Below are 21,559 nucleotides of genomic sequence, written 5' to 3'. Positions count from 1 at the left end.
TAGTTACAACAGATGTAAGAGAAAGCTGAGGGCAGCGCCGGCCCGAGGGTGGCGCAAACGCGCCGCGGGCCACCTCTGAAAACCCCAAAAATGTGCGATTTGCACATGCGATATGGCCACCGCACGGTGTCTTTACTTTCACGACGTTGCGTTTGTTTCATTCACAGCCCCCACCCCGCACCTGTGGCAAAACACACAATACGCGCCAAGCCGTTGTTTTCAGGGTATTTCCGCGACCTCAATCTTATGCCACAAAGCCCCATGTCCAATCAGCCCGCCCCCCTGCGCATCGGTGTCGTTGACCTGAACGGTCAGTGGCGAGGCAAGCGTCTGCCGCAGGAATTCGCCAATAAAACCAACAGGATGCCGCTGTCGGCTCTGAACGTCGACATCTTCGGCGCTGACATCGAAAACAGCCCGCTCCTCTTCGCCACCGGCGACCGAGACGGCGTGTTGCACCCCACCGACCGCGGCCCTGTTCCCATGCCCTGGCTGGACCAACCCGGCCACTTGATCCCGCAATGGATGTATCGCGAAGATGGTCAGCCCTTTGCCGGAGATTCGCGGCATTGCCTGGCACAAATCCTTGATAAATATGAACAAAAAGGTTGGACAGTCCAGGCAGCGACCGAGCTTGAGTTCTATCTGGCCCGCGACATCCAGCTTTCAGCACCCGCAAGTGCCGCGCTTTATCCGTCGGACAACATCCTGTCGCTAGCCGAGCTAGATCATTTTGAAAGTTTTTTCAACGACTTATACAGTGGTTGTCAGGCAATGGACATCCCCGCCCAGGCCGCGATGTCGGAATGCGGGACTGGCCAGTTTGAGGTCAATCTGATCCACCGCGACGCCATGCAAACCGCCGATAATACATTATTATTCAAGACCCTAGCCAAAGGTCTAGCCCGCAAACACGGGCTGATCGCCACCTTCATGGCCAAGCCCTTTGAACAGGATGCGGGCAACGGTCTGCATGTGCATTTTTCCGTCCTTAATCAGAGCGGCGAAAACATCTTTGACGATGGAAGTGCCATGGGAAATAACCTTTTAAAACACGCGATTGGCGGGTGCCTGCAGGCCATGGCGCCGTCAACCTTGTTCTTTGCACCACACCAGAATTCCTACGACAGGTTTGTCGATGCCTCACACGCGCCCACCGCCGCCTGTTGGGGCTATGACAACCGCACAGTGGCCCTGCGCATCCCCGCTGGTCCACCCAACGCGCGCCGGATCGAACACCGCGTCGCGGGTGGCGATGTGAACCCCTATCTGATGCTGGCCGCCATTCTGGGGGCTGCATTTATCGGGATCGAAGATCGCACTGATCCGCCCGCGCCTATCACCGGCAACGCCTACGCTCAGGACCTGCCGGGCCTGCACACCGACTGGCAAAGCGCGATCAGGGCGCTGGAAGACCAGTTTCTGGCCCGCATCTTTCCCCAACAACTGCTGGACAACCTGCACCGCACCAAGCTGCAAGAGGTCCGTAAATTCGCCGATCTTTCGGCCCAGGACCGACTGCTGGCCGTCGTCGAAGCTGTCTAACATCTTATTTCGCTTCCACTTTTTCAAAGGATTGAGTATTTTATCGAAAGACGGGCGAAAACGGGGCACCCATGAAAATCGGCATTCTGCAATGCGGTCATACGCCCGATGAAATTCGGGCCTGCTTTGGCGATTTTTCCACTTTGTTCGAAAACATGCTGGAGGGCCACGGGTTTGCGTTTCAGACTTGGAATGTTGTCGACATGCAGTTTCCCGGCACCGTAGATCACGCCGACGGGTGGCTTTTGACCGGATCGGCCCACGGAGCCTATGAAAACCATCCCTTTATTCCTCCGCTTGAGACATTGATCCGCGATATCTATGCCGACGGGCGCCCCATGGTCGGCATCTGTTTCGGCCATCAGATCATCGCCCAGGCGCTTGGGGGCCGGGTCGAAAAATTCAGCGGTGGTTGGGCCATTGGCAGGCATCTTTATGAATTTGACGGTCTTGGGTCTGTTGCCGCCAACGCCTGGCATCAGGATCAGGTGGTGGATCTGCCTGCGGGCGCGCGGGTCATTGGCTCAAGCGCACATTGTGCCAACGCGGCGCTGGTCTATGATAATCGGATTCTGACGGTTCAGCCGCACCCCGAACTGACAAACCCCGTGATCGCAGATTACATCAAGGCCCGCCGTGGCACCGGCACATATCCGGATGCCTTGATGGATCGGGCCGAAGCTGAAGTACAGACTCCAAATGATGCGGCTATATTGGCAGACCAGCTTGCCGCATTCCTGAAACGTGATCAGAGGCCACAATGACCGATTGGATCGAAAATCTGCCCCCTACGGCCAAGGCCTATATCGACGGGCAACGCGTGGACGAAGTGGAATGCGTCATTCCCGACCTGCCCGGCATCGCGCGCGGCAAGGCTGTTCCGGCCACGAAATTCGCCAAACAAGGGTCTTTCTTCCTGCCCAACTCGATTTTTTTCCAAACGATCACCGGGGGCTGGGGCGAAGCGGCGGGACCAGAAGGCTTTGTCGAACCCGACATGATCCTCAAACCCGATATGACAACCGCGACAGCAGCGCCCTGGACCGCTGATTGCACATTACAAGTCATCCATGACGCTTTTGACACGAAAGGCAACCCCGTCGAAATGGCCCCGCGCAACGTGTTGAAACGCGTTGTGAAATTCTACAACGACCGCGGATTGACCCCGATTGTCGCGCCCGAGATGGAGTTCTTTCTGGTCGCCCGCAACATCGATCCGGCCAAGGCGATTGAACCCATGATGGGCCGCACCGGCCGTCCCGCCGCCGCCCGTCAGGCCTATTCCATGAGTGCGGTTGATGAATACGGACCCGTCATCGACGACATCTATGATTTTGCCGAAGCCCAGGGGTTTGAGATCGACGGGATCACTCAGGAAGGCGGCGCCGGTCAGGTAGAGATCAATCTGCGCCACGGCAACCCCGTGCGGCTGGCCGATGAGATCTTCTATTTCAAGCGACTGATCCGCGAAGCGGCCCTGCGCCACGATTGTTTCGCCACCTTCATGGCCAAACCAATCGCAGGCGAACCTGGCAGTGCGATGCATATTCATCATTCTGTGGCCGATCAGGACGGGCAGAACATCTTCTCAGATGCAGACGGCAGCGAAACCCCCGCATTTCAGCATTTTATCGGCGGACTGCAGAAATATCTTCCAAGCGTCATCGCGCTGCTGGCGCCCTATGTGAACAGCTATCGCCGCTACGTCAAAGATCACGCAGCACCCATCAATCTGCAATGGGGGCGGGACAATCGCACAACGGGCATTCGCATTCCCATCTCGCCCCCGGAAAGCCGTCGCATCGAAAACCGTCTGGCGGGGATGGATTGCAACCCCTATCTGGGCATCGCCGCGTCGCTGGCCTGCGGATATCTGGGACTGATCAATCAGGAAACGCCTTCTGAAGTCTTTCGGGGTGATGCCTATGACGCCGACGAAGACATCCCGCGTGGCCTTTATGCCGCGATGGACCTCTTTGACGCCGAAACCCGGATACACGAACTGCTAGGACCCGAGTTCTGCCGGGTTTATTCGATCGTCAAAAAGGCCGAGTATGACGAATTTCTTCAGGTCATCAGCCCGTGGGAACGGGAACATCTGTTGCTGAATGTTTGACCGGCGCAAAGCGTTTTGGTGCCGATGACTCAGATATGACAAGAAAGCCTTGGACTTTATACAACCAATAGCAGATTAAAGCCGCACTGGTTCGGATCATTGACGCTGATTCACTATTTTGAGGTGATGGTTAAAAGATTGTTAATGTTTTAAGTCCAGCTTTAACGAATGTTGGAGAATACGTTGAAAGTTCTAGTCGTCGAGGATGATGCAGCCCTGTCGCATCTGTGGTGCGAGGTATTCGAGGGCGCGCAGCACGTCTGTTTCGAGGCCGCATCGCCTGAAGACGCACGGAAAACGCTGATGACAACATCCTTCGATCTGGTTGTGCTGGATCTGTACCTTGGATCAGACACTGGTTTGTCCGTTGCGACACTGGCAACCTACAAGAACCCCAACTGTAAGGTCATCGTTGTCACAGGCAGCACCGTTTTCCCCCGCGGCGAACTTTTTGATATGGACCCGGCCATCGCGTCGGTCCTGCGCAAACCCGTCGATATCAGCGAATTGCTGGCCGTCGGCGAACACTGCGTTGCGCACGATCAGCCGCAGCTTATGTCATAGGGGGCCTTGCGGCGGGTGATCTGATCAGATTATCTGCCGCGCATGTCAAAATACCGCTTTACTGAAATCGTCGACGCTTTGCCTGCATCGGTTCCATTTGTCGGACCGGAAACGCAGGAACGTCAAAGACAACAGCCCTTTGCGGCCCGCCTTGGCGCCAACGAAAGCGTCTTTGGCCCATCTCCGGCCGCGCAAAAAGCCATATGCGACGCAGGTGGGGATGTCTGGATGTACGGCGATCCGGAAACTCACGACCTGCGGCAGGCTCTGGCGGCCCATCATGGCGTCGATGCAGCAAATATCGTGGTGGGCGAAGGCATCGACGGGCTTCTGGGCTATCTGGTCCGGCTGTTTGTCGGCCCGGGCGACGTGGTCGTGACCTCGGACGGGGCCTATCCGACCTTCAACTATCACGTGCAGGGCTATGGAGGTGTGTTGCACAAGGTACCCTATCGTGATGATCACGAAGACCCCGCCGCACTGATCGATGCCGCAACAGGCACCCGCGCCAAGCTGATCTATCTGGCCAATCCCGATAATCCGATGGGCACCTGGCATGGGGCGGCAGCCATTGAAAGAATGATCGAATCTGTTCCCGACGGATGTGTCTTGGTGCTGGATGAGGCCTATATCGACTGCGCCCCGGCTGGAACCGCGCCCGCGCTGGATGTCGCAAATCCATCGGTCATCCGGATGCGCACCTTTTCTAAGGCTTACGGACTGGCCGGTCTGCGTGTGGGCTATGCGATTGGTCCAGCGGCGCTGATCACTGCCTTCAACAAAATCCGCAACCACTTTGGCGTTGGCCGCCTGGCGCAAGCTGCGGCCATGGCGGCGCTGCGGGATCAGGCCCATCTGTCCGATGTCATCGCGTGGATCAAAGCCTCGCGGGACCAGATCACAGATATCGCACGGCAAAACCGCCTGACGGCCCTGCCATCGGCCACGAATTTTGTGACAATCGATTGCGGTCGCGATGGCCGCTTTGCCCGCGCCGTTCTATCCGGTTTGATTGAAGAAGGCGTCTTTGCCCGCATGCCGTTTGTGGCGCCGCAGGACCGCTGCATTCGGATCAGCTGCGGAACATTCGCCGATAACGCTGTTTTTGCGAATGCGCTGCCGTCGGCGCTGGCCAATGCGCATAAAAAAAGCGGCGACACCAGGGAGGAGGAAGGTGCCGCCGCAGATTAACAGAAAACCCAGGGAGGAGGAGAGGGTTTCCTGAACCGTAAATTCCTATCGATCGTAAACCGCCTCATATGCTACGCGACGCAGCATGGTGCGGTTCAGGCCAAGGTCGCTCAGCTCTCGGTTCGTCAGCGACTTCAGCTCCGCCAGTGTGGTCTTATACAGTTTGTAGCGCGCATAACGCTGTACCAGACCAGCCAAACCGGCTTTTGTATTTTCAAACACACCGCCCCGTGCGGCGCGAACTTCACTCATATGTGCCATAGCTCTACTCGTTTAATTTTGCGTTACTGCCTTGGATCTGTAAATAACGCATTGCTGCGTGTGCACAATAGCCGCACAAACAATGCTGCCATGCAGAAAATGCAATTCGCAGGCGCCCAAACGAACGGCATTAAGCTTATTGATTAGGCGCCTGAATTCAGGGGTTGTCCCGCGGCGAAAAGTGAACATTTAAGACTGACGGATACCGGGGGCGCCAAATGACAACAAAACAGACTGTATTACAGGCACTTGACCAACTGACCCTGCCCGACGGCGGTACATTGATATCCCGTGACATGGTTCGGGCGCTTTCCGTTCAGGACGGCGCCGTTCGCTTTGTGATTGAAGCGCCCTCCCCCGAAATCGCGGCAAAAATGGAACAGATCCGCCAAGCCGCTGAAAAAATCGTGATGGATTTGGACGGCGTGTCGCAGGTTTCCGCTGTTCTGACGGCGCATGGTCCGGCGGCACAGCCCAAAACTGCGGCGCCAAGCCTAAAGATTGGGCGGCATCCGGACGGACAGAAAGGCCCAATGCAGGTCACAGGGGTTGACCGAATCCTTGCCATCGGCTCGGGCAAGGGGGGTGTAGGCAAATCGACGGTGTCTTCAAACCTTGCCGTGGCGCTGGCCAGGCAGGGCCGCAAGGTCGGTTTGCTGGATGCCGATATCTATGGCCCCTCGCAGCCCCGCATGATGGGCATCAACAAACGCCCCGCCTCCCCCGATGGCAAAACCATCATTCCACTGCAGGCCCATGGCGTCACGCTGATGTCGATCGGCTTCATGGTCGACGAACAAAAAGCAGTTGTCTGGCGCGGTCCGATGTTGATGGGCGCACTTCAACAGATGTTGGGCCAGGTTCAATGGGGTCAGTTGGATGTGCTGATCGTCGATCTGCCGCCGGGCACGGGTGATGTGCAACTGACGCTCTGCCAACGCACCCACCTGACCGGCGCCATCGTTGTCAGCACCCCGCAGGATGTTGCGCTGCTGGATGCACGCAAGGCATTGGATATGTTTGCCACGCTGAAAACACCGGTTCTGGGCCTGATCGAAAACATGTCTTCTTATATATGCCCTGAATGCGGTCACGAGGCGCATCTGTTTGGTCACGGCGGCGTTGCGGCTGAAGCCGAACGGATCGGCGTGCCGTTTCTGGGTGCTCTGCCGCTACATTTGGATGTCCGTCTGGCCGGGGACGCAGGCCTGCCCATCGCCACGGGCGACAGCCCCCAAGCCGAGGCCTATGCCCAACTGGCTACGCGCCTGGTAGCTGGCGGGATGGCCTAGGGATTTCATGGCACTCATATCTATCTATTAAGAAAATGACGGGTCCAAACCCGAATCCACGCCGAATCATGCGTTGAAATTCCGATGATTCTCAGAAAAATCGTACTGTTTTGACCTGACTGTTAAGGTACGGGCTACGCTTCAAGCAAAAAAATTTGCACTTAAGGGAATTCGTGGGAACGGGTATACAGCACCACATATAGTATACATATATGAATTATGCGCTAATTGAGGTGTATTTTAGGTAAAATCTATATATCGTCCAAAATACAGTTTCCCGCCCATTCCCACAAAGTCCCATTTTTTTGTTGATTACCATGAAATCCCATGTCATCCCTATACCCACAGATGAGGGACGGGCTAACGGGGCAACTAAAGAACCCCATAAGAGCACCAAGTCAGGTTTCATACAGGCACCCGCTTTCATCGCAAGACAGATCCGACGCGTGAGCGAGCAGACATCCCCCCAGGTGGCATGCGCAGTTGGACAACCCGCGAGGGACTTGGCGGCGGATTGGGCAGTGGCAGCAGCTCAGTCCGCCGTTTTCCTTCCAGGGCCGGCGGTAAAACAAAAAGAAAATCCGGGGGCAGGACAAAAAGGGGCCGCAGGACAGTGGTTCGCAGGTTCAGAGGTGAAAGCCACCATAAGGTGGACAGTAAAGGGCGGGTGTCTATCCCAGCCCTTTTTCGCCGTGTCCTGCAGGCCGGTGACCCCGAATGGGTCGAAGGCCGACAGCCTCAGCTTGTTATTGTCTACGGCGATCATCGCAAAAAGCGATTGGATTGCTATACAATGGAAGCCTTCTACGAAATTGAAGACGAAATCATGTCCCTGCCGCGCGGGTCGATGGAACGTAAGATCCTTACCCAGACGATGCTGGGGCCATCCCTGACCACAGAAGTCGACCGCGACGGGCGTCTGGTTCTGCCGATCAAGCAGCGCGAAAAGATCGGCCTGACGTCCGAGGCATTTTTTATCTCGGCCGGCGACCATTTCCAAATCTGGAACCCCGACACCTATGAGGCCGAGGAAAAGACCGACACCGAAGCCTGGCTGGACAATCAGCCCGAAGACTTCGATCCCCTTATCCTGCTGGATCAGAAGAAAGGGGATTAAGGCATGGCGGCTGCCGCGCAAATCCCTGATGATGCCCCCCATATCCCGGTCCTGTTGCGCCCTTTGATGCGGGCGGTTGAACCAGTGTCCGGCATCTGGCTGGACGGCACCTTTGGCGCGGGCGGATATACACGCGCGCTGCTGGACGCAGGCGCAGGTCAGGTGATCGCGATTGATCGTGACCCAACCGTTTTTGTCATGGCGCAGTCCTGGGCGGCCCAATACGGTGACCGCCTGCGCATGGTGCAAGGCACGTTTTCGCGGCTGGACGCCTATGGCGAGGCGCTGGACGGTATTGTGCTGGATCTTGGCGTCAGTTCCATGCAGCTGGATCAGGCCGAACGCGGTTTTTCTTTCATGAAAGACGGCCCGCTGGACATGCGCATGGGCGACACCGGACAAACGGCCGCTGATATTGTGAATAGTGCCAGCGAAGCAGAACTGGCTGATATCCTTTATCTTTTTGGCGAAGAACGGGCGTCGCGACGGATTGCGCGGGCCATTGTCAAAGCACGCGATCAGGCGCCGATCACGCGCACCCTTGCCCTGGCCCAAATAATCGAGGGCTGCCTGCCCCGCGCCAAACCGGGTCAAAGCCACCCTGCCACCCGGTCCTTTCAGGCGCTGCGCATCGCCGTAAACACAGAATATGAAGAGCTTTATCAGGGGCTTATGGCAGCCGAACGCGCGCTAAGGTCCGGCGGAAAACTGGCCGTCGTGACCTTCCACTCGACCGAAGACCGGATGGTCAAACGCTTTTTGCAGCAACGCTCGGGCCAGTTGGGCCGCGCCAACCGCTATGCGCCAGAAACCCAGGAAACGCCCGCGCAATTCAGACTGCTGTCGCGCAAGGCCATCGGCCCGGACGATCAGGAACTGGCCGAAAATCCGCGATCCCGCTCCGCCAAACTGCGTGTGGCCGAACGCACCGACGCACCACCTGGCGATATTGACGCAAAAGACATCGGAATGCCGCGACTAAGGGGGAAAAACTGATGCGGACATTTCTTTTTATCACATCTGCGCTTGCGGTCATGGGCCTTGCCTTCTGGGCGTATCAGCAAAACTATAAGACCCAGCAAGCCCTGTCCGAGGTTCGGCAATTGCAGCGCGACATCGGCAGTGCGCGTGAACGCCTGTCGGTCCTGCGTGCGGAATGGGCCTTTCTGAACCGCCCCGACCGGCTGCGCGATCTGGCGGATCTGAACTTTGATCGCCTGGGCCTGCTGCCCATGACGCCCGATCAGTTCGGTCAGGTTGATCAGGTGACCTTCCCCGAAGATCCGCCGCTACCGATCACCACGCCGGTCGAAACCTTTGCAAGCCGTGACCTGCAGGATCAAGGCGAATGACCAGAACACCGCTGCGCCCCCTGCCCCGTATCCTAAGTGCCCGGGAACACGGCGAAAATCCGGATGCGATTGAGCGTGAAAACCTGCGCCTGCGCCATGAGGAAATGCGCGATAAATCCCGTGACCGCGCTGAAGGCCGGTTGCTGGTACTGGGTATCTTTTTCCTGTGCGCCTTCCTGGCGGTCGGCATGCGTATGGCCGTTCTGGCCGCAAGCGAACCGTCCGAGCCGCGCATGGCCGCAGCCGGTGCCGCCATCGTCAACCAGCGCGCCGATATCGTGGATCGTAACGGTCGCATTCTGGCCACGAACCTGCAGACCTTTTCGCTTTACGCCCAGCCCCCGGTGATGATCGACAAGGAACATGCCGCGCGTGAGCTGGTTAAAATCTTTCCCGATCTGCAGCAGGATCAGCTGATCAAGCAGTTCACCGGCAATCGCAAATTTATCTGGATCAAGCGGCGGATCAGCCCCGAACAGAAACAGGCCGTCCACGATATCGGTGATCCCGGGCTGCAATTCGGCCCACGCGAAATGCGACTTTATCCCAATGGCCCTGTCGCATCACATGTTCTGGGCGGCGCAGGCTTCGGGCGCGAAGGCGTGTCCTCGGCCGAGGTTATCGGCATTGCGGGCGTCGAAAAGCAGTTCGACCGCTATCTGCGCGACCCGGCCAACAGCACGGCACCCTTGCAATTGTCGCTGGATCTGACCCTTCAGGCCGCGACCGAGGAAGTCCTGGCCGGGGGCATGCGCCTGATGAATGCCAAGGGTGCCGCAGCGATCATGATGGACATTCATACGGGCGAGGTTCTGGCCATCGCCAGCCTGCCCGATTTCGACCCCAACAATCGCCCCCGTCCCCTGACACAGGGCGACCAGTCCGACAGCCCCCTGTTCAACCGCGCCGTTCAGGGTGTCTATGAGCTTGGCTCAACCTTCAAGATTTTCACGGCCGCTCAGGCCCTGGAACTGGGGCTGGTCCAGCCCGAGACAATCATCGACATCAAAGGGCCTTTGCAATGGGGCCGTTTCACCATTCGTGATTTCCGCGATCACGGCACACAGCTTTCCGTAACGGATGTCATTGCAAAATCGTCAAATATCGGAACCGCCCGCATTGCACTTGATATCGGGTCAGATCGTCAGAAAAGCTTTCTGCAGACCCTTGGTGTGACCGAACCGCTACCTTTCGAGATGATCGAGGCGCACACCGTCAATCCGCTTTATCCCCGTAACTGGTCCGAAATTTCAGTCATGACGATTTCCTATGGCCACGGCGTATCGACCAGCCCGCTGCATCTGGCCGGCGCCTATGCGTCGCTGTTAAATGGCGGCACCAAGGTCACGCCGACCCTGCTGAAACAGGATGGCCCGCAAAACGGCCCGCGCGTGATTTCAGAACGCACCTCGGCCCAGGCGCGCACCATGCTGCGCAAAGTGGTCACAGATGGGTCGGCCACCTTTGGTGAAGTGCCAGGCTATCACGTAGCGGGCAAAACCGGCACCGCAGACAAACCCCGTACGAACGGCGGCGGATATTATGATGACCGGGTGATTGCGACCTTTGCCAGTATCTTTCCGGCCCATGATCCGAAGTATGTTCTGGTGGTCAGTCTGGACGAACCCGTTGAAACATCGGGCGAAGAACCCCGGCGCACGGCGGGTTGGACGGCGGTACCCGTTGCCGCCGAGATCATTCGGCGCACGGCCCCCTTGCTGGGCCTCAGACCACAAGTTGAACCCGGCCCCATAACCGGTGTAACACTGACCGCAAATTAAGGGCGGAAGGCAAAAAATGGGCGCTGCTGAGAATCAAACGAAATCACTGGCGGCCCTTGGCCTGACCGCACAGGGCGGACAAGAGGCGCGGATCACCGGCATTGCGATCGACAGTCGACAGGTCAAGCCGGGCTATCTGTTCGCCGCCCTGCCGGGCACCCGCGTGCATGGGGGTGAATTCATCCAATATGCGTTGCGGATGGACGCCGCGGCCATTCTGACCGACGCGCAGGGCGCGCGCATTGCAGCCAATGAACTGGCCGGGTCAGATACGGCCCTGATCATCGCCGAAGACCCTCGCGAAACCCTGGCCTATGCGGCAGCACTCTGGTTTGGCAGGCAGCCCGACACAATGGTCGCCGTGACCGGCACCAATGGCAAGACATCTGTGGCCAACTTTACCCGCCAGATATGGATCGAAATGGGCGTGCCCGCTGTCAATCTTGGTACAACAGGCGTCGAGGGCGCCTGGACCGCCAAACTAGGGGGGCCTCCCACCACACCTGACCCGGTCACCCTGCACCGCGCCCTGTGCGACGCGGCCCAGGCCGGCGTGACCCACGCCGCGATGGAGGCCTCATCCCACGGCTTGGACCAGCGCCGCATGGACGGCGTGCGCCTGATGGCTGCCGGGTTCACGAATTTCAGTCAGGATCATCTGGATTATCACAAGACGTTTGAGGCCTATTTCGATGCCAAGGCCGCGCTTTTCACACGGGTATTGCCCGATGACGGCACAGCGGTGATCAATATCGATGACCCCAAGGGCCGTGATATGGCAGATATCGCGCGCGACCGGGGGCAAAAACTGTTGACAGTCGGCCATGAGGACGGCGCGGACCTGCATCTGCGCAATCAGCGGTTCGACAGCACCGGCCAGGACCTGCTGTTTGACTGGAAGGGCAAATCCTTTCAGAAACGCCTGAATCTGATCGGCGGTTTTCAGGCCGAAAATGTTCTTGTCGCGGCGGGCCTTGTCATCGCAACGGGTGGCGATGCGGCTGATGTCTTTGACACCCTGCCCCATCTGGTCACCGTGCGCGGACGCATGCAACTGGCTGCCACACGCCAGAATGGCGCTGCGATCTTTGTCGACTACGCCCACACACCCGATGCGGTTGCCACGGCCCTGACGGCCATGCGCCCCCACGTGATGGGGCGGCTTATCGTCGTCATTGGCGCGGGCGGCGATCGTGACCCCACAAAACGCCCCCTTATGGGCCAGGCCGCCGCCGAAAACGCCGACGTCGTCTTTGTCACCGATGACAACCCCCGCAGCGAAGACCCCGCCGTCATCCGTCAGGCGGTCATGATGGGCGCCCCCAATGCAACCGAAATCGGCGACCGCACCGAAGCCATCCTACGCGCCGTCGACGCCCTGGGCCCCGGCGATACGCTGCTGATTGCGGGCAAGGGGCACGAAACGGGCCAGACCATTGGCGATGACGTCTTCCCCTTTGACGACGCCGAACAAGCCAGCGTCGCCGTCGCGGCCCTGGACGGGGGGATTTAGCATGGCACTTTGGACCTCGGCCGAGGCCGCAGCGGCAACCGGCGGCACCACCACAGCGGACTGGCGGGCGACAGGTGTCTCAATCGACACCCGCACGCTTCAGCCCGGCGATTTGTTTGTGGCCCTGAAAGACATCCGTGACGGGCATGATTTTGTAGCCCAGGCCTTTGAAAAAGGGGCAGCGGCGGCCCTGGTCAGTCGACGCCCTGACAATGTGCCGGACGACGCGCCTCTACTGATCGTGGAAGACGTATTGACCGGCCTGACCGCATTGGGCATCGCCGCCCGCACCCGCACCGCAGCGCGGGTGGTGGGCATCACCGGATCAGTGGGCAAGACCTCAACCAAGGAAATGATGCGCGTTGTCCTGTCGATGCAGGGCAAAACCCATGCGGCCGAGGCCAGCTATAACAACCACTGGGGCGTGCCCCTGACCCTGGCCCGTATACCCACTGACACCGACTATGCCGTCATCGAAATCGGCATGAATGCACCAGGTGAAATCGCGCCGCTGTCCCGCATGGCCCGACCCCATGTGGCAGTCATCACCACCGTGGCCGCCGCCCATCTGGAAGCCTTTGATAGTATCGAAGGCATCGCGCGCGAAAAGGCCTCGATCATCGACGGCCTTGTTTCGGGCGGCACAGCCATACTGAACGCCGACATTGATACGGCGGGTATTCTGCAATCAAAGGCCGCCAAAAAAGAGGCCAAACAGATGCTGTTCGGCCATATGGGCGCGGATTTCCGGCTGCTGAACGTCAAACTGGCGGAAAACGCGACCGTTATTCAGGCCGATATCCATGGCGAGGCGACGCTGTTCAAGCTGTCCTCGACCGGTCGTCACTTTGCGATGAACGCGCTGGCGGTTCTGGCCGCGACCGAGGCCCTTGGCGCCGACCTGGCCCGCGCGGCCATCGATATCGGTCTGTGGCGCCCACCCGCAGGACGCGGCATGCGTCAACGGCTGGTGCTGGATGATATAGATGAAGGCGCGATCGTTGACCTGATCGACGACGCCTATAACGCCAACCCGACCTCTCTGACCGCAGCGCTTGAGGTTCTGGCCGCAGCCCAACCTATCCACAACGTCGGACGCATCGCCAAGGGGCGCCGCATCGCCATTCTGGGCGACATGCTTGAACTGGGTGACGATGGCCCCGACATGCACCGCGCAATCGCCGACGATCCGTCCATGGAACTTATCACGCGGGTGCACTGCGTTGGCGCCCTGATGCGGCACCTGTGGGATGCCTTGCCCCCGGAAAAGCGCGGCGAATGGGTCGAAAACGCAACAGATCTGGCCCAGAAAGCCCACCGATTGGCCGATCCGGGTGATGTCATTCTGGTGAAGGGATCAAAAGGCAGTAAGGTCAGCCTTGTCGTTGAAGCGTTACAGCGGCTAGGTCATCCCAAAGATATAACAGAAAACGGGACAGAGTAGATGCTATATTGGCTGACCGCCCTTTCAGACGGCGGTGATTTTTTTAACCTTTTCAGATACATCACCTTTCGCGCAGGCGGCGCGTTTCTGACGGCGCTGGTCTTTGGGTTTTTGTTCGGCAAACCGCTGATCAATGTGCTGCGCAAACGTCAGGGCAAGGGCCAGCCGATCCGCGATGACGGTCCCGAAAGCCATTTTTCCAAAGCAGGCACCCCCACGATGGGCGGCCTGCTGATCGTCGGCGCGCTGCTGACCTCGACCCTGATGTGGGCGCGGCTGGATAACCCCTTTGTCTGGATGGTATTGTTTGTCACCCTGGCCTTCGCCTTTATCGGATTTGCCGATGATTATGCGAAAGTTTCAAAGCAGAATACCGCTGGCGTGCCGGGCAAAATACGGCTTTTGCTTGGTTTCATCATTGCGGGCTTTGCAGCCTATTGGGCCGCGATATATCACCCTGATGAGCTGACAAATCAACTGGCCTTCCCTGTTTTCAAGGATACGCTTCTGAACCTTGGCTATCTGTTTATCCCCTTTGCCATGATCGTCATCGTAGGCGCTGCCAACGCTGTGAACCTGACCGACGGACTGGATGGGCTGGCCATCATGCCCGTAATGATCGCCGCCGGAACGCTTGGCATCATCGCCTACGCCGTGGGCCGCGTGGATTTCACCGAATACCTCGACGTGCACTACGTGCCCGGTACGGGTGAAATCCTGATCTTCTGCGCGGGGCTCTTTGGCGGGGGCCTGGGCTTTTTGTGGTACAACGCGCCCCCCGCCGCCGTCTTTATGGGCGACACCGGATCGCTGGCGCTTGGCGGTGCCCTGGGCGCCATCGCTGTGGCCACCAAACACGAAATCGTTCTGGCCATTGTTGGTGGGATTTTCGTGGTCGAGGCGCTGAGCGTCATCATCCAGGTGCTTTACTTCAAACGCACCGGCAAACGCGTCTTTCTGATGGCCCCGATCCACCACCACTACGAAAAGAAAGGCTGGGCCGAACCCCAAATCGTTATCCGCTTCTGGATCATCGCCCTGATCCTGGCCATGATCGGCCTGGCAACGCTGAAGGTGCGGTGAACCCTGGCCCGGAATCAAGCCGAAGGCGCCGGGCCATCGCCGGCTCGCACCTGCGCAGTCCCGGATTTACTCCGGGACCTCAAAGTCGGGTGACCCCGTGCATAAAATACCGGCTGACAATCAATTCCTGTTTACGTAAGAACGACTTATGATCCCCGTCCGCGGATATGAAGGCCGAAAGGTCGCTGTACTGGGCCTCGGCCGCTCGGGCCTGGCCACAGCACAGGCGTTGCAGGCCGGTGGCGCCACAGCATTGGTCTGGGACGACAGCCCCGAGGCCCGGGAAAAAGCCGAAACCCAGGGCCTGACCCTGCATGACCTGACCCGCCAAACGGCATGGACCGACATCGCCGCGCTGATCGTGTCCCCCGGCATCCCGCATCTTTACCCCGACCCAAACCGCATCATCGCTGCCGCCTGGGCCGCGGGCGTGCCTGTGGATAACGACATTGGCCTCTTCTTCCGGTCCTTCGCCACACCCGACTGGGACGCCTACGACACCACCCCGCGCATCATCGCGGTCACCGGATCAAACGGCAAATCCACCACCGCCGCCCTGATCCACCATATCCTGCATCACAACAATCGCCCCACCCAACTGGCCGGCAACATCGGCCGCGGCGTGCTTGACCTGGACCCCGCCCACGATGGCGAAGTCGTAGTGCTCGAACTCAGCTCCTACCAAACCGACCTCGCCCGCGCCCTGACCCCCGATATCGCGGTCTTCACCAACCTCAGCCCCGATCACCTGGACCGGCACGGCGGCATGGGGGGATACTTCGCCGCCAAACGCCGCCTCTTCGCCGAAGGCGGCCCCGACCGCGCGATCATCGGCGTCGATGAAAACGAAGGCCGCTACCTGGCCAACCAACTGGCCGAGGGGCCAACCGACGACCGTGTCATCCGCCTGTCCGTCGCCGAAAAGCTGAAAGGCGACGGCTGGAACATCTTCGCCCGCAAAGGCTTCCTGTCTGAAACCCGCAAAGGCAAACAGGTGGCCAGCATCGATCTGCGCGACATCGCCGCCCTGCCCGGCGCCCACAACCACCAGAACGCCTGCGCCGCCTACGCCGCCTGCCGCGCCCTGGGCCTTGGCCCGCGCCCCATCGAACAGGCCCTGCACAGCTTCCGCGGCCTGCCCCACCGCAGCCAGATCGTCGCCGAAAAAAACGGCGTCCGCTACGTCAACGACAGCAAAGCCACCAATGTCGACAGCGCCGCCAAGGCCCTGCAGGCCTTCACAAACATCCGCTGGATTGTCGGCGGCCTCGGCAAAGACGGCGGGATCGAGGCCCTGACGCCCTACCTCAGCACCGTCACCAAAGCCTATCTGATCGGCCACTCCGCCCGCGATTTCGCCCTGCAACTGGGCGACACCCCGCATGAGATCTGCGAAACCATCGACCGAGCCGTCACCGCCGCCCACCACGATGCGGGGCCCAAAGACACCATCCTCCTCGCCCCCGCCGCCGCGTCCTTTGACCAATACCCCAACTTCGAAAAACGAGGCGAGGATTTCATCCGCTGCGTCGAAAAACTGCTCTAAGCCCGTTCAAAAGCGTCGTCCAGAAAACCAGAACCGCTCCGCCCAACCACTCCCGCCCGGTGGGACCACCGGGCAGCGCCCGACCTCCCCCACGGGAGGGCGCTTCTCGCCCACCCGAGGTCGGCCGCTGCCCTCTGGCTCATAGCGTTTATGTTTCAGATTTTCTGGCCGCTGGCGGGCCAAAACATCGTACTCTACCGCTGAAGAATGTCAGTAGGGTGATCGAACAAACTTCCGACCTTAATTATTGTTTTTCCGGTCCGTCCCCCAAACTCGGCACTTTGCCTTTCACCAAGTTTACGCACGGTTTTAGCGCTTGAGCCCACGTAGCAATCTCGAATTAAAGGTGCAGCTAAAGAAAAGCTCATATCATTTCCACTGCGTTCTTCGGACTTCACTGGGAACTCCAGAACCGCCAGAAAAGCAGCAGTCTCAAGGTCCAATTCAATGAACCCCACCATGCACTGAGGCGATAAATCTGGCGAGATGACTCGATCCAAGGTCACCTTTAGCTCTGCGCCATCGGTCATCAGGTAATTGTAGAATTGAGCGCATTTTGCCCAATTTCTCCCTAGCGACGCGGGAGACAAAGACGGCATTTCTACACCCGACCGATGCGTTATATCAAGCAGCTTCGAAATCATATTCGAGGGCTTAACATAAGAGATATCGTCTTGCCCTTGGCCCAGTTTCATTTGGCCCTCCGCAATTGGAAATCCGTCACCGATTATGCTGAACGAAATTGGGCCCATTTCCGACCAAGATAGTAACTGAAAAAACTGGCTCAGCTGCCGGAGAGTAAGTATCGCATCAAAGTCGAGACTCAGGTCAAAATGAATTTTCTTGCCATTTGACACCACAAAACTGGAAAACCATGTATCGATGCGTACCTTCATGGCCTCAGGTGGTAAGTCGGGGATTGTTGGTGCTGTAAGCGTTGCGTCTACGGTCATGGACGCGCCTCCTTCTGAACGAAGGACAAGTTGGCATGCTTTCGTTGCCTGAGAGCGCATTCTTGCAAAACTCGGTTTTCCCGCAAAAATGGCCGGCGACGATGGGATATTGAATCGAGTCTCGGTCATGCTAACAAACTCCACCGGTATATTGTCAGTTAGACCGAGCTGATGATCCACAAGCTCTTCTATTCCTTCTAATGGTCCAAATTTCACCTCGCCTTTCCAACTTCCCTCATCATATCCGACTGATTTCTCTATCCTCCGCTTTTCACCGATGTAGTCCTGTGACAGGCTCTGTATCTCCTTTACGAGCCAGCCAATAGGATCCGACGACCTATCTTCGGTTTCCGACAAAGTGAATTGCGTGTACGTTTTGTTCAGCGGTTTACCTTGATTTCCAGCCTCTCGCACTCGTTTGAGAGACCGCTCAATCTCATTTTCCCAAAAGTGTCGGATAAAGACGCGTGGATGAGGAGAGTCTTGATCCAAGATAGCGACGATAAAGCAAGGTAGATGGCTTTTGGCAAAGGCGCGCGCATTGCTCAAGCTAAGCTTCACCACGGGCTTTCCCTTTTCTAATGCCTTGACTTGAACCTCACATTTTCGGATTTCGCCAACTAAGTCGGCTGATCGCCCCTCGGCTGTCGGCATCGGCACTTCAACAAGGAAATCCCATCCATGGTCGTCCTCTTCCGACTTATTGCAAGTGATGTTTGCTTTGGAACACAACAGGCTGAAATACTTTTCGGCTGGTCGTCCTTTTCGTTGATCCAATTTTTTCACCGTTCAAAAATACAAAACGAAATTGTCCCCAACTAACGATCTGAAAGCCGATTTAGGTCAATTCAACTCATGATAGAGCCTAACACCGCATTGCTCGTTTTAGCAAGTTGGCGAAACCTACCGTAGGCGTTCGACGAATCGATGCACTGGAGCATGTTGATCGGTGAATGAATAGCTGGAATAGGCCATACGCTTGACTATGCAAAGTCCGCTTCCTACGCATCGCTGACATTCGGTCCGAGTGCAGTAACCGTGATTGTGGGCTCATAGCCGACATCTCAACTTTCTTACCCAAACCTTAACACTGCAAACTTTGCAAAGTTTTTGATTCGATTTTTGTAAAGTTGCAAAGTTTGGCACCGTGCGGTGCGATTTATGATGCGTTAATGACCCGCGGAAATGGTTAATTCGGGCAGTTTGTTAAAGATGTCTGACGGGACCGCGCGCGTTGACATCAAACTTATCCACAGGGCGATTTCGTGAAAAATCTGCGGGAATCAGGAAATCACGGCAAATCCCGCGAAAAATGTGTAAATTGCACATCTGAATTGCCCGGTTTTGTGGAAAATGTGCAAATTGCACATTCAAAAACATCATAGAACGGCGGGTTAACTTTGATGACGTTGCGTCTTGACCCGCGGGCGAAACCTCTAACTGGCCAGGGCTGTTTTTGGCCCCATCACCTGCTCAGCCGCGCCCGTCAAGGCATTGATAATAAAGTCTAAATCAGGTTTTTTCAGGCGTGCGGGCAGCCGCACATCGCAGGCCCGCATCAGCATCGCGCGCGTTTGCGGCAGCTCGGGCAGGTCGTCGATAAATTGCCAGTTCCAGAACGCCCGCGCATTGTCATCGCTTAGCCCAAAGACCTGCACACTGACACCCCGCGCCTTGGATTCCGCCGCAAAATCAAGGGTTTGCCGGTCGCTCATCCCAACCAGATTGAACTGGATCGAGTCCGGCGCCCGCTCCTCCGCGCTCAGTTTATCCGGCACCGACAACCAATCCGACCTGTTCAACTCCCCCGCCACATAATCATGATTGGCCCGCCCATCCCGCACCCGCCGCGCCACCTCACTCAACTGCGGCCGGATCACCGCCGCCGACAGGTTTTGCAGCCGCAGGTTATAAAGCGGTAACTTGTTCTGCCACTTGGAAAAATTGTCATGAAGCACAGGATGCTTTTTCCAGTTATGCTCATAGGCGCCCGACATGATCACCGCCCGTGCAACCAGATCGGGATCATTGGTCACCATGATCCCGCCTTCGCCCGCATTGACTAACTTATAGGATTGAAACGAAAAACAGCCAACGCGCCCTATCGTCCCAATGTTTTTGCCGTGCCACGTGGTGCCAAGGGAATGGGCGGCATCTTCGATCACAGGAATATCGCGCGCATCGCAAAGGCGCATGATCGCATCCATGTCCGAGGTGTGCCCGCGCATGTGGCTGATGATCACGGCGCTGATATCCTGATCCAGCTTGCGCTCGAAATCATTGATATCAATGCGATAATTCTCGCCGACCTCACACAGGACAGGTTTACATTCCGCATGCACCACCGACGACGGCACCGCCGCAAATGTGAAGCCCGGGATCAGAACCCGTGCGTCCCGCGACAACCCTAAAGCCTTCAAAGATAAGAACAAAGCCGCCGAACAGGACGACACCGCCAGCGCGTAATCCGTGCCCATCAGTTCCGCGAATTCTTTTTCCAGCAAGGCCACCGGCGCGTCCGATGGGGCCGTGTAGCGAAACAGATCACCGGATTTCAGCAAGCGGTCAATTTCCGCACGTGCTGCGTCAGGAATGGGTTCGGCATCGTAGACATTAGGGGCGACAGTCATTTCAGATATCCCGAAAGTTATTTTTGGTTATACTAAACAAAAAGAATAAACCGCGCTACCCCCTTTGAACGAAAGCGGCAACCCATTGAATTGAAGGGTTTTTTCGGCTCAGGTCGTCTTGGCAATAGGCACGATGTCGCCAATCAAGCGCATCAGGGCACCAAAATATCCCGCACTGCGCGCCGGGCGCGTCGGGTCCGATGTGATGGCAATTGTCAGTTCAAGATCAGGCAAAATGCAGATCAACTGACCGCCATATCCGCGTGCCAGGGCAAAGTTATGACCCTGGGTGCGCCCAAGAAACCAGCCATAGCCATAGGCAAGCCCGGAAAAGAAAGAACGCGTTCGGGGCACAAAGGATGTTTCGACCCATGTATTGCTAAGCACCTGTTGATCCTGCCAAATTCCACCCAGGCGGTACATCTCGCCGAACCGGATCATGGACAGGGGTGACAGCGCCATTTCGTTGCCGCCCAGATAGTTACCCTGCGGATCCTGCGCCCAGGCACTGATCCGGATACCAAGCGGGTTACCCAACCGCTGACGGGCCTGAGACAACAGACTGCGGCCCGTCGCGCGGGCCAGGGCAACGCCTAGAATGTGAAAACTGCCCGTGGAATACAGCATGCCCTCACCCGGTTCGCGGATCATCGGGCGGCTGAGGGCATAGGCCACCCAATTCGGGCTGGACACCCAATCGCCGTAATTCGCCCCTGATGTCCGCTCAAGCCCCGCCTGCATCGTGACCAGATCGGCCAGGGTGATATCGGCAACCCGTGGGTCGGCGCTGGCGGGGATCAGATCAGGCACGATCTGCCCGAGCGTTGCGTCGACGCCCAATACCTCATCCCGGTCAATGGCTGCGCCCATCAGTGCGGCGACAACCGTCTTGGACACCGATTTGACATTCACCGCACGTTCCAGCGATGGGCCGCGCAACACCTCGCCCAGTCTGATTTGCCCGGCCTGAGAAATCACCAGCGTGTGCATCTGATCATAACTGCGCGCCAGATCCATTGCAGGCGCCCATTTGTTGGCAGCCTGGGAAAACAGCGCTGTGGGCATCGAAGCCGCAGCGGCAGTGGAAAACAAAACGGAACGACGTGTGGGCATGGCGGATCAGTGTTGTTGCGCGTTTCCGACCAATGTGAGCCTTTTTTCGCAAAACCCC

Annotated in this window: 18 protein-coding genes; 14 read left to right on the top strand and 4 right to left on the bottom strand. The window is 57.8% G+C overall.

The features are described 5' to 3' along the window. Positions 1 to 261: 261 nt before the first annotated feature. From H7848_RS02925 to H7848_RS02905, 5 genes are all read left to right on the top strand, one after another. The gene (locus tag H7848_RS02925) at positions 262 to 1,545 is read left to right on the top strand and encodes a glutamine synthetase family protein (RefSeq protein WP_208347795.1); all 1,284 of its coding nucleotides are present in this window, start codon (positions 262 to 264) and stop codon (positions 1,543 to 1,545) included. 71 nt (positions 1,546 to 1,616) lie between these two features. Further along, a complete protein-coding gene (locus tag H7848_RS02920; protein WP_208347794.1) occupies positions 1,617 to 2,309 on the top strand; it encodes a type 1 glutamine amidotransferase in 693 nt (230 codons plus the stop codon). Next, entirely contained in the window at positions 2,306 to 3,661 is a 1,356-nt protein-coding gene (locus tag H7848_RS02915; protein ID WP_208347793.1) for a glutamine synthetase family protein, read from the top strand. The genes H7848_RS02920 and H7848_RS02915 overlap by 4 nt, the downstream gene beginning before the upstream one ends. Positions 3,662 to 3,844: 183 nt before the next feature. Continuing rightward, positions 3,845 to 4,225 carry a response regulator gene (locus H7848_RS02910; RefSeq protein WP_208347792.1) on the top strand — a complete coding sequence of 127 codons (381 nt, stop codon included), beginning with the start codon at positions 3,845 to 3,847 and terminating at the stop codon, positions 4,223 to 4,225. 42 nt (positions 4,226 to 4,267) lie between these two features. After that, positions 4,268 to 5,416, top strand: a complete 1,149-nt coding sequence (locus tag H7848_RS02905; RefSeq protein ID WP_208347791.1) for a pyridoxal phosphate-dependent aminotransferase — start codon at positions 4,268 to 4,270, stop codon at positions 5,414 to 5,416. 45 nt (positions 5,417 to 5,461) lie between these two features. Here H7848_RS02905 and H7848_RS02900 read toward each other — a convergent pair whose 3' ends face one another. Continuing rightward, complete coding sequence (locus tag H7848_RS02900; protein ID WP_208347790.1) at positions 5,462 to 5,677, bottom strand: DUF1127 domain-containing protein; 216 nt, start codon at positions 5,675 to 5,677, stop codon at positions 5,462 to 5,464. Between the two features lie 218 nt (positions 5,678 to 5,895). Here H7848_RS02900 and H7848_RS02895 point away from each other — a divergent pair, with 218 nt between their 5' ends. From H7848_RS02895 to murD, 9 genes are all read left to right on the top strand, one after another. Beyond that, positions 5,896 to 6,969 (top strand): Mrp/NBP35 family ATP-binding protein, encoded by a 1,074-nt coding sequence (locus H7848_RS02895; RefSeq protein ID WP_208347788.1) that lies wholly within the window; start codon positions 5,896 to 5,898, stop codon positions 6,967 to 6,969. A gap of 613 nt (positions 6,970 to 7,582) precedes the next feature. Next, positions 7,583 to 8,086: a division/cell wall cluster transcriptional repressor MraZ gene (gene mraZ, locus H7848_RS02890; protein ID WP_208347786.1), complete on the top strand. Its 504-nt coding sequence runs from the start codon at positions 7,583 to 7,585 to the stop codon at positions 8,084 to 8,086. A gap of 3 nt (positions 8,087 to 8,089) precedes the next feature. After that, positions 8,090 to 9,082, top strand: a complete 993-nt coding sequence (rsmH, locus tag H7848_RS02885; RefSeq protein ID WP_208347784.1) for a 16S rRNA (cytosine(1402)-N(4))-methyltransferase RsmH — start codon at positions 8,090 to 8,092, stop codon at positions 9,080 to 9,082. Continuing rightward, positions 9,082 to 9,438, top strand: coding sequence for a cell division protein FtsL (gene ftsL, locus H7848_RS02880; protein ID WP_208347782.1), 357 nt, complete (start codon positions 9,082 to 9,084; stop codon positions 9,436 to 9,438). Before rsmH ends, ftsL begins: the two co-directional genes overlap by 1 nt. Continuing rightward, the gene (locus H7848_RS02875; protein ID WP_208347780.1) at positions 9,435 to 11,219 is read left to right on the top strand and encodes a peptidoglycan D,D-transpeptidase FtsI family protein; all 1,785 of its coding nucleotides are present in this window, start codon (positions 9,435 to 9,437) and stop codon (positions 11,217 to 11,219) included. The genes ftsL and H7848_RS02875 overlap by 4 nt, the downstream gene beginning before the upstream one ends. Before the next feature lie 16 nt (positions 11,220 to 11,235). Next, entirely contained in the window at positions 11,236 to 12,732 is a 1,497-nt protein-coding gene (locus tag H7848_RS02870; RefSeq protein WP_208347777.1) for a UDP-N-acetylmuramoyl-L-alanyl-D-glutamate--2,6-diaminopimelate ligase, read from the top strand. 1 nt (position 12,733) lies between these two features. Further along, positions 12,734 to 14,176: a UDP-N-acetylmuramoyl-tripeptide--D-alanyl-D-alanine ligase gene (locus H7848_RS02865; RefSeq protein ID WP_208347776.1), complete on the top strand. Its 1,443-nt coding sequence runs from the start codon at positions 12,734 to 12,736 to the stop codon at positions 14,174 to 14,176. Further along, positions 14,177 to 15,259, top strand: coding sequence for a phospho-N-acetylmuramoyl-pentapeptide-transferase (gene mraY, locus H7848_RS02860; protein ID WP_208347774.1), 1,083 nt, complete (start codon positions 14,177 to 14,179; stop codon positions 15,257 to 15,259). It abuts the gene before it with no gap. A gap of 148 nt (positions 15,260 to 15,407) precedes the next feature. Next, the gene (gene murD / locus H7848_RS02855; protein WP_208347772.1) at positions 15,408 to 16,805 is read left to right on the top strand and encodes a UDP-N-acetylmuramoyl-L-alanine--D-glutamate ligase; all 1,398 of its coding nucleotides are present in this window, start codon (positions 15,408 to 15,410) and stop codon (positions 16,803 to 16,805) included. Positions 16,806 to 16,999: 194 nt separating this feature from the next. Here murD and H7848_RS02850 read toward each other — a convergent pair whose 3' ends face one another. From H7848_RS02850 to H7848_RS02840, 3 genes are all read right to left on the bottom strand, one after another. Further along, entirely contained in the window at positions 17,000 to 18,535 is a 1,536-nt protein-coding gene (locus H7848_RS02850) for a hypothetical protein (RefSeq protein ID WP_208347770.1), read from the bottom strand. Between the two features lie 659 nt (positions 18,536 to 19,194). Beyond that, complete coding sequence (locus H7848_RS02845) at positions 19,195 to 20,388, bottom strand: DegT/DnrJ/EryC1/StrS family aminotransferase (RefSeq protein WP_208347768.1); 1,194 nt, start codon at positions 20,386 to 20,388, stop codon at positions 19,195 to 19,197. Between the two features lie 108 nt (positions 20,389 to 20,496). Then, the gene (locus H7848_RS02840) at positions 20,497 to 21,501 is read right to left on the bottom strand and encodes a serine hydrolase domain-containing protein (RefSeq protein WP_208347766.1); all 1,005 of its coding nucleotides are present in this window, start codon (positions 21,499 to 21,501) and stop codon (positions 20,497 to 20,499) included. Positions 21,502 to 21,559: the final 58 nt, after the last annotated feature.

The sequence above is a fragment of the Pseudaestuariivita rosea genome (genome assembly GCF_017592335.1).
Taxonomy (GTDB): domain Bacteria; phylum Pseudomonadota; class Alphaproteobacteria; order Rhodobacterales; family Rhodobacteraceae; genus Parasulfitobacter; species Parasulfitobacter rosea.
This window is presented reverse-complemented; position numbering and strand designations above follow the sequence as displayed.

What these genes read in the sequence shown, in the direction of transcription:
- H7848_RS02925 (WP_208347795.1), top strand. Translation starts at nt 262, where the DNA reads ATGTCCAATCAGCCCGCCCCCCTGCGCATCGGTGTCGTTGACCTGAAC.
- H7848_RS02920 (WP_208347794.1), top strand. Translation starts at nt 1,617, where the DNA reads ATGAAAATCGGCATTCTGCAATGCGGTCATACGCCCGATGAAATTCGG.
- H7848_RS02915 (WP_208347793.1), top strand. Translation starts at nt 2,306, where the DNA reads ATGACCGATTGGATCGAAAATCTGCCCCCTACGGCCAAGGCCTATATC.
- H7848_RS02905 (WP_208347791.1), top strand. Translation starts at nt 4,268, where the DNA reads ATGTCAAAATACCGCTTTACTGAAATCGTCGACGCTTTGCCTGCATCG.
- H7848_RS02900 (WP_208347790.1), bottom strand. Translation starts at nt 5,677, where the DNA reads ATGGCACATATGAGTGAAGTTCGCGCCGCACGGGGCGGTGTGTTTGAA.
- H7848_RS02895 (WP_208347788.1), top strand. Translation starts at nt 5,896, where the DNA reads ATGACAACAAAACAGACTGTATTACAGGCACTTGACCAACTGACCCTG.
- rsmH (WP_208347784.1), top strand. Translation starts at nt 8,090, where the DNA reads ATGGCGGCTGCCGCGCAAATCCCTGATGATGCCCCCCATATCCCGGTC.
- ftsL (WP_208347782.1), top strand. Translation starts at nt 9,082, where the DNA reads ATGCGGACATTTCTTTTTATCACATCTGCGCTTGCGGTCATGGGCCTT.
- H7848_RS02875 (WP_208347780.1), top strand. Translation starts at nt 9,435, where the DNA reads ATGACCAGAACACCGCTGCGCCCCCTGCCCCGTATCCTAAGTGCCCGG.
- H7848_RS02870 (WP_208347777.1), top strand. Translation starts at nt 11,236, where the DNA reads ATGGGCGCTGCTGAGAATCAAACGAAATCACTGGCGGCCCTTGGCCTG.
- H7848_RS02865 (WP_208347776.1), top strand. Translation starts at nt 12,734, where the DNA reads ATGGCACTTTGGACCTCGGCCGAGGCCGCAGCGGCAACCGGCGGCACC.
- mraY (WP_208347774.1), top strand. Translation starts at nt 14,177, where the DNA reads ATGCTATATTGGCTGACCGCCCTTTCAGACGGCGGTGATTTTTTTAAC.
- murD (WP_208347772.1), top strand. Translation starts at nt 15,408, where the DNA reads ATGATCCCCGTCCGCGGATATGAAGGCCGAAAGGTCGCTGTACTGGGC.
- H7848_RS02845 (WP_208347768.1), bottom strand. Translation starts at nt 20,388, where the DNA reads ATGACTGTCGCCCCTAATGTCTACGATGCCGAACCCATTCCTGACGCA.
- H7848_RS02840 (WP_208347766.1), bottom strand. Translation starts at nt 21,501, where the DNA reads ATGCCCACACGTCGTTCCGTTTTGTTTTCCACTGCCGCTGCGGCTTCG.